Annotated in this window: 5 protein-coding genes; all 5 read left to right on the top strand. The window is 64.3% G+C overall.

Going from position 1 to position 12927, the window contains the following annotated elements; genetic code table 11:
- The first annotated feature begins 214 nt into the window (after nucleotides 1–214).
- The 5 genes from Q5Q88_RS00250 (at nucleotide 215) to Q5Q88_RS00230 (ending at nucleotide 12895) form a co-directional block, all read left to right on the top strand.
- The gene (locus tag Q5Q88_RS00250) at nucleotides 215–2536 is read left to right on the top strand and encodes a hydratase (RefSeq protein WP_302741050.1); all 2322 of its coding nucleotides are present in this window, start codon (nucleotides 215–217) and stop codon (nucleotides 2534–2536) included.
- Between the two features lie 422 nt (nucleotides 2537–2958).
- Entirely contained in the window at nucleotides 2959–3492 is a 534-nt protein-coding gene (locus Q5Q88_RS00245; protein ID WP_294158782.1) for a DUF308 domain-containing protein, read from the top strand.
- A 190-nt stretch (nucleotides 3493–3682) separates the two neighbouring features.
- Nucleotides 3683–4588, top strand: coding sequence for a UTP--glucose-1-phosphate uridylyltransferase (locus Q5Q88_RS00240; protein ID WP_118654270.1), 906 nt, complete (start codon nucleotides 3683–3685; stop codon nucleotides 4586–4588).
- Between the two features lie 333 nt (nucleotides 4589–4921).
- Nucleotides 4922–8422, top strand: a complete 3501-nt coding sequence (locus Q5Q88_RS00235; protein WP_118654269.1) for a DNA-directed RNA polymerase subunit beta — start codon at nucleotides 4922–4924, stop codon at nucleotides 8420–8422.
- A gap of 6 nt (nucleotides 8423–8428) precedes the next feature.
- A complete protein-coding gene (locus tag Q5Q88_RS00230; RefSeq protein WP_294123794.1) occupies nucleotides 8429–12895 on the top strand; it encodes a DNA-directed RNA polymerase subunit beta' in 4467 nt (1488 codons plus the stop codon).
- The last annotated feature ends 32 nt before the right edge of the window (nucleotides 12896–12927 follow it).

Genomic DNA, 12927 nt, shown 5'->3' with positions numbered 1-12927 from the left:
CCTGATTTCTCACAAAAATCAGACTGGTAATGTGATTTATCAGAGGTTTGAAATATGGGGCTTGCTTCAAATTCCTGTTAACTCAGCTCGGCGGCACCGTGTTCGAGCTAGTGTATACTGTCGCAAGCTAAAGTGACGCGGTGCGCACCGGACGCTCCGTCAGCGACGGATGTGCCCAGGTGGTGCCCGTATATCCAGGACGGAGAGCGACCTCATGGCAGAACCTATCACCTTGCATACCGGCGGCGTGTACCTGGTGGACGGCGAGACGGTCATCCCCGAGGAATGTGCGCTCGAGGCCGTCGAATCGACGCTCGAGTTCCCCGACCCAGACGTGGCGCGCGAGGGCACGATCGCGTACGGCATCCTCGCCGAGCACAACACGAGCGGCGACATGGCCCATCTCAAGCTGCGGTTCGACGCCCTGGCGAGCCATGACATCACGTACGTTGGCGTCATACAGACGGCCAAGGCGTCGGGCATGACCGAGTTCCCCGTCCCCTACGTGCTCACCAACTGCCACAACACCCTGTGCGCCGTCGGCGGCACCATCAACGAGGACGACCACGTCTTCGGGCTTTCCGCCGCGAAGAAGTACGGCGGAATCTTCGTGCCCCCGCACATCGCCGTCATCCACCAGTACATGCGCGAGATGCAGGCGGGCTGCGGCAAGATGATCCTCGGCACCGACTCGCACACCCGATACGGAGCCCTGGGCACCATGGCCATCGGAGAGGGCGGCGGCGAGCTGGTCAAGCAGCTCCTGTGCGACACCTACGACGTGGCGTACCCGCGCGTGGTCGCCGTGTACCTGAAGGGCGCCCCGCAGCCCGGCGTCGGCCCCCAGGACATCGCGCTCGCCATCATCCGGTCGGTCTTCGCATGCGGCTACGTCAAGAACTCCGTCATGGAGTTCGTCGGCCCCGGCATCGCCAGCATGCCGACCGATTACCGCAACGGCGTGGACGTCATGACCACCGAGACCACGTGCCTCACCTCCATCTGGCGCACGGACGAAGACACGGCCGCCTATCTGCGCGAGCACGGCCGCGGCGGGGATTACCGCGAGCTCAACCCCGCGCGCATCGCCTACTACGACGGCTGCGTCGAGGTGGACCTCTCCGCGGTGCGCCCCATGATCGCGCTGCCGTTCCACCCCTCGAACGCCTTCACCATCGATGAACTCAACGCCAGCCTCCCCGATATCCTGCGCGAGGTCGAGGTCAACGCCGAGCAGGTCGGCGGCGGCCGCGCGTCGCTGTCCCTCGTCGACAAGATCCGCCCGGATGGGCGCCTGCAGGTCCAGCAGGGCGTCATCGCGGGATGCTCGGGCGGCAATTTCACCAACGTGATGCAGGCCGCCCGCGCGCTGAAGGGAAAGAGCTGCGGCAACGGAGAGTTCGCCCTCTCGGTGTATCCGAGCTCCCAGCCCGTGTTCCTCGAGCTGGCGGCAAACGGCGCCGCGTTCGACCTCATGCAGTCGGGCGCCATCGTGCGCACCGCCTTCTGCGGTCCGTGCTTCGGCGCGGGCGACACGCCGGCGAACAATGGCCTGTCCATCCGCCACACCACTCGCAATTTCCCCAACCGCGAGGGATCGAAGCCGGGCGCGGGTCAGCTTACGGGAGTCGCCCTCATGGACGCCCGCTCCATCGCCGCCACGGCGGCGGCAGGTGGCGTGCTCACCGCCGCGACCGACCTTCCCGCGGAGATCTGGGACGAGCATGTCGAGTACCGCTTCGACGCGAGCGCCTACGAGCATCGCGTGTACAACGGGTTCGGCAGGGGCGAGGCGGCGCGCGAGCTTGTGTACGGTCCCAACATCAAGGATTGGCCCGAGATGGAGCCGCTTGCCGAGAATATCCTCCTGCACGTCGCGTCCAAGATCATGGACGACGTGACGACGACCGACGAGCTCATCCCCTCGGGCGAGACGAGCTCGTACCGATCCAACCCGCTCGGCCTGGCCGAGTTCACGTTGAGCCGCCGCGATCCCGACTACGTCGGCCGCGCGAAGGAGACGGCGGGCATCGAGCGCGAGCGCCTGTCGGCCGGGGAGGGCGCTGCCGCCTCGGTTCCCGCCGCCGTCGCCCCCGTGTTCGACGCGTTGTCCGCCGCGGATGCCCTGGAGGGCGTCGAGCCCGGGGAGGTGGAGATCGGGTCGATGATCTACGCTGTGAAGCCCGGCGACGGGTCCGCCCGCGAGCAGGCGGCGAGCTGCCAGCGCGTCCTCGGCGGCCTTGCCAACATCACGCGCGAGTACGCCACCAAACGCTATCGCTCGAACGTGATGAACTGGGGCATGGTGCCGTTCCAGATGGAGGGCGAGCCGAACTTCGAGGTGGGGGACTACGTGTACGTGCCCGGCATCCGCTCGGCGCTCGACGGCGATCTGGGCGACATCCCCGCATGGGTCGTGCGCGCCGGGGGCGAGGTCGAGGAGATCTCCCTGTTCATCGCTGACATGACCCCCGAGGAGCGCGCCATCGTCAAGGCGGGCTGCCTCATCAACTACAACCGCGACCGCGCTAAGTAGGATGATTGGTGTCGTTCCCGCGCAGTAGCGCGCTGCTCCGTTTGCGACCTGATTCGACTGTCGTCGGTAGAAACGCGTCCGTGTGAAGGGTCTCGTCCGCTTATCGGGCGAGACCTTTTTGCTCATGGCATTGCTGCAGAAGGAATAAAAACGCAAATGCGGGGTTAATTACGGCAACGGCGTGTAGAGTAAAAAAGCGGCAACCCTTTTACCTGCGATTTTCATATACATTCATTGACTTATACTTTTCCGATCCGGATTTTATCCGCGCATTTGTGCTTTTCTCTCCCCTGGGTGTCCCTGCAGATTCCGTGGCGGCACCTTTTTCGGCTTTGTGACGGTGGTTGCCGGGAAAACTCCATAAAGATGATTCGCAGACGTCCCCATGACGTTGCTGCCACGAGAACATGGAGATTAGCGCTATGTCACGAGTTCAGATGGAGCGCCACCTTGCTGGGCAGAAGCTGTCCGGCAAAGTGGCGTTTGTCGCAACGCTGCTGTTTCCAATCCTCGGCGTCGCCTGCCTGCTGCTCTCGGAGCAGGTTGCCGCGCACCTGCCGCACATCCTTGGAGCCGTCATGCTGTTCGTCGGCGCCGCGGATATCTTCACGGACCTGCTCGATAAGGGCAGCGTCCCCGACAAGATCACGGTCGGCACGGATGTCGTCATGATCGTCCTCGGCGTCGTCACCCTGCTCAACACGACGGAGTCGCTCAACGTCATCGCCGTCATGTGGGGCCTACTCGGCCTCGAGAAGGCGGCGCACGAGATCGACGAGTCGCTCGAGGCGCGCGCATCGAGCGGGGAATGGCTCGTGCCGCTGGCGACGGGCGCCTTCGAGCTCGTACTCGGCACGATGCTGCTCATCGCCCCCATCGCGAACCTCGGCCATCACGTGCTCCTGCTCGGCCTGGAGCTCATCGTGTTCCCGTTTCACGTGCACGCCGCGAGCTGAGTCGAATCGGTCCAGCTGGACTTTCCGTTTGCATACCACAATCAGCTTCGGACGAGGCGATTTGTCGGGTATCGGTGATGTTTTCGCATAATGTGCACGTTGCAGGTACCATAGGCGGGTATCGAATAATCCCGATCGCTGGGCATGCATGCGCCGCACGCGCGCTCCCGCTCGGAAAGGAACCTCGAAGATGAAGGCTATCATCCCCGCCGCCGGCCTCGGCACCCGCTTCCTGCCCGCCACCAAGTGCACCCCCAAGGAGATGCTGCCGGTCCTCGACAAGCCGGTCATCCAGTACGTGGTGGAGGAGGCCCTCGACCCCGAGGAGGTCGACGGCGCCATCATCGTGACGAGCCCCGGCAAGCCCGAGCTGCTCAACTACTTCCAGCCCGACCGCTCGCTCGAGTCCCTGCTGCGCGAGCGCGGCAAGGCCGGCTACGCCGACGCCATCGCCCATGCCGGCAACATGCCCGTGGACTTCCGCTACCAGTACGAGCCGCGCGGCCTCGGCCACGCCATCCGCTCCGCCGCCGACGCCTGCGCGGGCGAGCCTTTCCTCGTCCTGCTGGGCGACTACGTGGTCCCGAACAAGGACATCTGCGGCAAGATGCTTGAGGTCTCCAAGGCCCATGGCGGCGCGAGCGTCATCGCCGTCGCCCCGTGCGCGCCCGAGCAGGTGGACCGCTACGGCGTCATCGCCGGCGACTGCGTCGGCACCCTCGAGGGCTGCGAGGGAGCGGGGGAGACCGAGCCCGGCGCCGTGTGGCGCATCGGCGGCCTGGTGGAGAAGCCGAGCCCCGAGGCCGCCCCGTCCAACCTCTACATCGTCGGCCGCTACCTGCTGAGCCCGCTCGTGATGGAGCTCCTCGCCAACCAGCAGCCCGGCAAGGGCGGCGAGATCCAGCTCACCGACGCCATGGCGCGCAGCCTCGACCGCGAGGCCATGTACGCCGTCGTGATCGACCCGCTCTCCGGCTACGACACCGGCACCCCCTCCGGCTGGATCGCCACCAACGCCCTCATGGCCGCCGGCGACCCGCGCTTCGCCGACGAGTTCTGGGCCGCCATCGACGAGCGCGGCGGTCTGGAGCGCTAGGCTTCGTCTAGATTCACCCAAAATACATGAACACCTGTTCGATGCATATGCGTTGAGCAGGTGTTTCTCTATAGAAAAAGTTAGCTAGTCCAAAACACCCCATGAGTCAAGTATTTTCTTGCCGAACGGAATCGACCTGCTAAACTAATAGGTTGCCTTACCTGGCGGAGCTATGCGTATAGCCCGTGAGAGCACTGGGAAAGGGTGATGTGCGCCAAGCACCGCCCCGAGGACGACGTGCGGCACGCACCCGTCCGCCCGATATGTGCCAAACGGACGAACGGCCGCGCCCCGTCGGATCAACCGCCTTTCCCAAGAAGGAGGAAACACCTGGTGCCGAAAGCAAACGCTACCAAGACCGTGACCGCCACCGAGCGCACACGCGTCAACTTCGGGAAGATCCCGGAGACCATGGAGCTGCCGAACCTCATCTCCGTACAGAAGGAGAGCTTCGAGCGCTTCAAGGACGAGGGCCTTCGCGACGCCTTTAGGGAGTCCAGCCCCATCCAGAGCCAGAACCACCAGCTCGAGGTGACCTTCGGTCACCACCAGTTCGGCGACCCGTCCCACAGCGTGGACGAGTGCCGCGAGAAGGACATGACCTACCAGGCCCCGCTGTTGACCGAGGTCCGTCTCACCAACAAGGAGACGGGTGAGATCAAGGAGCAGCTCGTCTTCATGGGCGACTTCCCCATGATGACCGACCAGGGCACCTTCATCATCAACGGCACGGAGCGCATCGTCGTCTCCCAGCTCGTCCGCTCCCCGGGTGTGTACTACAGCTCCGAGATGGACGGCGGCAAGCAGGTCTACAAGGCCCAGATCATCCCGGCCCGCGGTGCCTGGCTCGAGTTCGAGGTCGACAAGCGCGACCAGCTCGTCGTCTCCATCGACCGCAAGCGCAAGCAGAGCGCAACGATGTTCCTGCGTGCCCTGGGCATCGCTGTCACCAACGACGACATCTTCGAGCTGCTGGGCGACTCCGACGTCATCAAGCGCACCATCGAGCGCGACACCGCCCTTACCCGCGAGGACGCCCTCATCGAGATCTATCGTCGCCTGCGCCCCGGCGAGCCGCCGACCGTCGACGCCTCCCGTAGCCTCCTCGAGGGCCTGCTGTTCAACCCGCAGCGCTACGATCTCGCTCGCGTCGGTCGCTACAAAGTCAACAAGAAGCTCGGCCTCGCCACCGAGGAAGAGGTCTCCGTCCTTACCGACGAGGACATCATCGCGACTCTGCGCTACCTGCTGAGTCTCGCCGCCGGCGAGCCCGGCTTCAAGGTCGACGACATCGACCACTTCGGTAACCGCCGCATCCGCACCGTTGGTGAGCTCGTCGCCAACCAGTTCCGCATCGGCATGAGCCGTATGGAGCGCGTCGTGCGCGAGCGCATGAGCTCTCAGGACATCGATGAGATCACTCCCCAGAGCCTCATCAATATCCGCCCGATCGTGGCCTCCATCAAGGAGTTCTTCGGCTCCTCGCAGCTCTCTCAGTTCATGGACCAGGCCAACCCGCTGACCGGCCTTACCCATAAGCGCCGTCTGTCCGCGCTCGGCCCCGGCGGCCTTGCCGGCCACAAGTCCGGCTCCAGCCGCCGCACCAACGTGCCTACGGCCGTCCGCGACGTTCACAACTCGCACTACTCTCGTATGTGCCCCATCGAGACGCCCGAAGGCCCCAACATCGGCCTGATCGGCTCCCTGGCGCTGTACGCTCGCGTGAACGAGTACGGCTTCATTGAGGCCCCGTACCGTAAGATCGAGAACGGCGTCGCCACCGACCAGATCGACTGGATGACCGCCGATGAGGAAGAGAACCACATCATCGCTCCGGCGAACACCCCGATCGATCCCAAGACCGGCGAGCTGGTAACCGTCGACGCCGAGGGTAACCTCGTTCGTCCGCACACCGTCGTCGCCCGTACCCGCGACTTCGATGGCTCCTTCGGTGCCCCTGCAGACGTTCCGGTCGAGGACGTCGACTATATGGACGTCTCGCCGCGTCAGATGCTCTCCGTCGCGGCAACGCTCATTCCGTTCCTCGAGCACGACGACGCCAAGCGTACCCTCATGGGCGCGAACATGCAGCGTCAGGCCGTGCCGCTGGTTCACCCGGTCGCTCCCTACATCGGCACCGGCATGGAGGCTCGCGCCGCCATCGACTCCGGCGAGGTTACCTTGGCCAAGCACGCCGGCGAGGTCATCTTCGCCGATGCGGCCAAGATCACGGTGAAGACCTCTGAGGGCATGGACACCTATAAGCTGCCCAAGTACCAGCGCTCCAACCAGTCCACCTGCATCAACCACCGCCCGCTCGTACGTGTGGGCGATCAGGTCGTGCAGGGTCAGCCGCTGGCCGACGGCCCCTCCACCGACCACGGTGAGCTCGCACTCGGCCAGAACCTGACCGTGGCTTACATGCCGTGGGAGGGCTTCAACTACGAGGACGGCATCATCGTCTCCGAGCGTCTGGTCTCCGAGGACCTGCTCACCACCATCAACATCTCCCGCTATGAGCTCGATGCCCGCGACACCAAGCTGGGCCCCGAGGAGATCACGCGCGAGATCCCGAACCTGTCCGAGGACATGCTGTCCGACCTCGACGAGGACGGCATCATTCGCATTGGTGCCGAGGTCAAGGCCGGCGACATCCTGGTCGGCAAGGTCTCTCCCAAGGGCGAGAGCGCGCTGACCGCCGAGGAGCGCCTGCTCCGCGCCATCTTTGGCACCAAGGCGCACGACGTTCGCGACACCTCCCTCAAGATGCCCCATGGCGCTGAGGGTCGCGTCATCGACGTCGTCCGCTTCAGCCGCGAGAACGGCGACGACCTCGCCCCCGGCGTCAACGAGCAGGTCCGCGTCTACGTCGCGCAGCGCCGTAAGATCCAGCAGGGCGACAAGATCGCCGGTCGTCATGGCAACAAGGGCGTCATCTGCGAGGTTCTGCCCGTGGAGGACATGCCTTACATGGCCGACGGCACCCCGGTCGACGTCATCCTGAACCCGCTGGGCGTCCCGTCCCGTATGAACGTGGGCCAGCTCCTCGAGTGCCACCTCGGCTGGGCCGCGGCCTGCGGTTGGGACACCGAGTCCGCCGACTCCGACACGTACATCCCCGGCCCGTTTTTTGTCTCCACGCCCGTCTTCGACGGCGCCCGTGAGGACGAGATCGCCGAGGTTATCCGTCGTGCCAACAAGAACATGCTGAATCTCGCCTCCGAGCGCTTCGGCGAGCACATGAACCCCTCGTTCGTGACCCAGCTCGACGAGCGCGGCAAGACCGTCCTGTACGACGGCCGTTCCGGCGAGCAGTTCCGCGAGCCCATCACCGTGGGTACGTCCTATATCCTCAAGCTCGGCCACATGGTCGATGACAAGATCCACGCTCGCTCGACGGGCCCCTACAGCCTCGTTACCCAGCAGCCGCTGGGTGGTAAGGCCCAGTTCGGCGGCCAGCGCTTCGGCGAGATGGAGGTCTGGGCGCTTTACGCGTACGGTGCCTCCAACGTGCTCCAGGAGATCCTCACGGTAAAGTCGGACGACACGGTCGGCCGCGTCAAGACCTACGAGGCGATCACCAAGGGCGAGAACGTCCCCATGGCCGGTATCCCCGAGTCCTTCAAGGTTCTTGTCAAGGAGATCCGCTCCCTGGCGCTCGATATCGAGCCCATTCGCGATGTCGAGCCCGAGCTGCCCGTCGCCGTCGAGGCCGAGGGCGCTTCCGAGCTCGATGACAATGACCTGCCCTCGATCGACGAGGCCGACACCTCCGCCGATGCGGCCGATGCCATCCTCGATGAGCTCGCCGCCACCACCACCGATAAGGAGTAGTTGACTGTGGCAGATTTCGAAGCTACTGATTTTGATTCGGTAAAGATCTCGCTCGCTTCCGCCGACAAGATCCGCTCGTGGTCGCGCGGCGAGGTCAAGAAGCCCGAGACCATCAATTACCGTACCCTCAAGCCCGAGAAGGACGGCCTGTTCTGCGAGAAGATCTTCGGTCCCGCCAAGGACTGGGAGTGCTCCTGCGGCAAGTACAAGGGCATCCGTTTCAAGGGCATCGTCTGCGAGCGCTGCGGCGTCGAGGTAACCACGGCCAAGGTGCGCCGCGAGCGCATGGGCCACATCGAGCTGGCGGCTCCCGTCAGCCATATCTGGTACTTCAAGAGCCCCGTCTCGTTCCCGATGAGCCGCATGCTCGACATAAAGTCCAAGGACCTCGAGAAGGTGCTGTACTTCGCGAGCTATATCATCACGCACGTCGACTATGAGGCCCGTGAGGCCGACGCCGACGACCTGCGTGAGGAGCTCGCCGCCGACCTGGAGGAGATCGACGCCGAGTGCGCCCGCCAGATCGAGAGCCTCAAGGCGCAGGGCAACCCCGAGAACTTCGACGAGTTCTCCGACGAGGAGCCCCTCACGCCCGAGGAAATCGCTGCGGGTATTGTCGATATCCAGGAGGAGTGCCGCGATGAGAAGGACCTCCGCTCCGAGGCCTTCCAGGCGTTCATGCAGCTCAACGAGCGCGACCTCGTCTCCGACGAGCCGCTGTTCCGCGAGATGAAGCGCTACTACTCCATGTACTTCAAGGGCGACATGGGCGCCGAGGCCATCCGCGACCTCCTCGCCTCCATCGACCTCGAGCAGGAGGCCGCGACCCTCAAGGCCATCATCGCCGACGAGGATTCCCAGAAGCAGAAGCGTGAAAAGGCCGTCAAGCGCCTCGAGGTCGTTGATGCCTTCCTCAAGGGCGGCAACGACCCCGCGAACATGATCCTCGACGTCATCCCGGTCATTCCGCCGGATCTGCGCCCGATGGTCCAGCTCGACGGCGGCCGCTTCGCCGCGTCCGACCTCAACGACCTGTACCGTCGCGTGATCAATCGTAACAACCGACTCAAGCGCCTGCTCGACCTGGACGCTCCCGCGATCATCGTGAACAACGAGAAGCGCATGCTCCAGGAGTCCGTGGACGCCCTGTTCGACAACGGCCGTCGTGGTCGCCCGGTCTCTGGCCGTGGCGGTCGTCCGCTCAAGTCGCTCGCCGAGGCCCTCAAGGGCAAGCAGGGCCGCTTCCGCCAGAACCTGCTGGGTAAGCGCGTTGACTACTCCGGCCGTTCGGTTATTGTTACCGACCCCAAGCTCAAGCTGCATCAGTGCGGTCTGCCCAAGACGATGGCCCTGGAGCTGTTCCAGCCCTTCGTTATGAAGCGCCTGACTGAGCTAGGCAAGGTGGAGAACATCAAGGGCGCCAAGCGCGCCATCGAGCGTCGCGCCTCCTTTGTGTGGGACATCCTCGAGGAGGTCATCGATGGCCGCCTCGTCCTGCTCAACCGCGCACCGACGCTGCACCGCCTCTCCATCCAGGCTTTCGAGCCCGTGCTGGTCGAGGGTAAGGCCATCCACCTGCACCCGCTCGTCTGCGCTCCGTTCAACGCCGACTTCGACGGCGACCAGATGTCCGTGCACGTACCGCTGTCCGTCCAGGCTCAGGCCGAGGCGCGCATCCTCATGATGAGCTCCAACAACCTGCGCTCGCCGGCTTCGGGCAAGCCCGTGAACATTCCTTCCCAGGACATGATCATTGGCGTGTACTACCTCACGCAGGCCCGCGACGGCATGCCGGGCGAGGGCCACGTGTTCGCGAGCTTCGACGACGCCCTGCGCGCCTATGACTGCCGCGCCGAGGCCGGCGTCGACCTGCAGGCCAAGGTCCAGGTCCGCGTCTCCGAGGCCGAGGCCAACGTCGAGCTCGAGGACGGCACCAAGCTGTTCCGCGTCAAGATTGGCAAGAACGAGGTCGTGGACTACGACGTGACCGGCACCAAGACCGCTCGCTTCGAGACCACCATCGGCCGCATCATCTTCAACCGTCAGTGCCTGCCCACGGACTACGAGTTCATTAACTACAAGATGGTTAAGGGCGACATCGCCAAGCTCGTCTCCGACTGCTGCGATCGTTACCCCGAGGCCGAGGTCGCCCCGATCCTCGACGCCATCAAGTACTCCGGTTTCCACTACGCCACCACCTCCGGCCTCACCATCTCGGTGTGGGATGCTCTGATCCCTGACGACAAGTGGCAGGTTCTCGACCGTGCCCAGAGCAACGTCGACCAGATCAACGCGTACTTCGAGGAGGGCTTCCTCAACGAGACCGAGCGCCACATCGAGGTCGTCAACGAGTGGACCGCCGCTACCGACGAGGTCGCTTCCAAGATGCTCGCGATGTTCGATGAGGAGAACCCCATCTACATGATGGCCGACTCCGGCGCCCGTGGTTCCAAGGCCCAGCTGCGTCAGCTCGGCGGCATGCGCGGCCTCATGGCGGACATGTCCGGCGAGACGATCGACCTTCCCATTAAGGCGAACTTCCGCGAGGGCCTGCTCCCGCTCGAGTACTTCATCTCCACCTACGGCGCTCGTAAGGGCCTCGTCGATACCGCTTCGCACACCTCCGACTCCGGTTACCTCACCCGTCGACTCGTCGACGTGGCACAGGACGTCATCGTGCGCGAAGAGGACTGTGGCACCACTGAGGGCTGCACGTACAACCTGATCATCCCGGGCACCGAGGACATCAACGCCGACCTCGTCGGTCGTTGCTTCCTCGAGGATGTCGTGGCTGCCGATGGCACCGTCCTGTTCAAGAAGGACGAGTACATCACCTGCGTCGACGACCTCAAGAAGATGGTCGATGCCGGCCTCAAGAAGGTCGCGCTGCGTGCACTGCTCACCTGCCGCTCCAAGTACGGCGTGTGCCAGAAGTGCTACGGCTGGGACCTCTCCACCCGCCGTCCTGTCGCCATCGGTACCGCGGTCGGCATCATCGCCGCCCAGTCCATCGGCGAGCCCGGTACGCAGCTTACGATGCGTACGATTCACTCCGGCGGCGTCGCGGGCGTTGCGGACATTACGCAGGGTCTCCCGACCGTTTCGCGTATGTTCGACATCGTCGGCAACGTTAACGAGAAGATTCTCGGTCGCGAGGCCGACCTCGCCCCGTTCTCCGGTCACCTGGCCATCAAGCCCGAGAAGTCCGAGTATGTGCTCACGCTCACCGACTCGGACGACCCGAGCCGCATTCTGGACGAGAAGCGCGTTCCCGCCGCCGTGCAGTTCATGCCCGGTATCGAGGACGGCTGCGAGGTCCGCGCCGGCGATCAGATCACCAAGGGCTTCGTGAACTTCCGCAACCTGCGCCAGCTCACCGACATCGAGTCCACCATGCACACGTTCGTCGAGAACGTGAAGGAGGTCTACAACTCCCAGGGCGTCGACCTCAACGACAAGCACATCGAGGTTATGGCTCGCCAGATGCTGCGTCGCGTTCAGATCACCAACCCCGGTGACTCCCGCTACCTGCTCGGCCAGTACGTGGACCGCTACGAGTTCGCCGACGAGGTCGATCGCGTGGCGCGTCTGGGCCTCACGCCGCCTGCCGCCGAGCCTGCGATTCTGGGTACGCTCAAGGTCGCTTCCTCCATCGACTCCTGGCTGTCCTCCGCGTCGTTCATCCGCACCGCGGGCGTCCTCACCGAGGCCGCCATCGAGGGCAAGGTCGACCATCTGCTCGACCTCAAGTCCAATGTCATCGTGGGTAAGAAGATCCCGGCGGGCACCGGTCTCAAGCCGTACGCCAAGGCCGGTTTGACTTATCGTACCGAGGATGGCTACCAGGCCATTGAGAACCCCACCTCTCCGCATGCCAAGGTGCTCCCCGATTGGGCGCCCGAGGAGCTCAAGGAGCTCGATGAGGAGCTGCCGCAGCAGCTCGACTTCGGCGCGGGCGAGTACGGCGGCGAGGGTGGCCAGTTCACCCGCAATGGCCGTACCATCTCCGCCGAGGACGCGCGCCTCTATCTCTTCGATGACCTGGGTGTTTCCCAGCGTTGGACCAACAAGTTCAGCGAGGTCGGCATTGAGGTCGTCGGTGACCTCGTGGGCAAGTCCGAGGAGGACCTGCTCCGCATCGACGGCATTGGTGCCAAGGCCATCGAGGAGCTCCGCGACGGTCTTGAGGAGCACAACCTGCTCTACATCCTTGACAACTCCGAGGATGTTGCCGACGAGGAGGACCTCTCCCAGCTGCTGCAGATGGTGTTCTCCCCGGATGGTCCGGACGACATCCTGCTCGGCACGAGCGCCCCGCGCCATCACCTCGATTCCGACGAGGAGATGCTCGGCGCCCCTGCGCAGTCCAAGGACGGCAACGGCGTCATCAACGAGGACATGGCCTCCCTCGACGAGCTTCTGAACAAGCTCGTCGACACTGACGAGGTCTACCCCGAGGAGCAGGAGGACTAAGCTGCGCGTGCCTCAGGCACCCCACTTCGCCC

The organism is uncultured Collinsella sp. (genome assembly GCF_959026545.1).
In the GTDB taxonomy this organism is placed as follows: Bacteria; Actinomycetota; Coriobacteriia; order Coriobacteriales; family Coriobacteriaceae; genus Collinsella.
The sequence above is the reverse complement of the archived record's forward strand: the minus strand, read 5'-3'. Positions and strand labels throughout refer to the sequence as shown.

Bases quoted from the DNA above. Each gene is read 5' to 3' on its own strand.
- Q5Q88_RS00240 (WP_118654270.1), top strand. From the start codon at position 3,683: ATGAAGGCTATCATCCCCGCCGCCGGCCTCGGCACCCGCTTCCTGCCC.
- Q5Q88_RS00250 (WP_302741050.1), top strand. From the start codon at position 215: ATGGCAGAACCTATCACCTTGCATACCGGCGGCGTGTACCTGGTGGAC.
- Q5Q88_RS00245 (WP_294158782.1), top strand. From the start codon at position 2,959: ATGTCACGAGTTCAGATGGAGCGCCACCTTGCTGGGCAGAAGCTGTCC.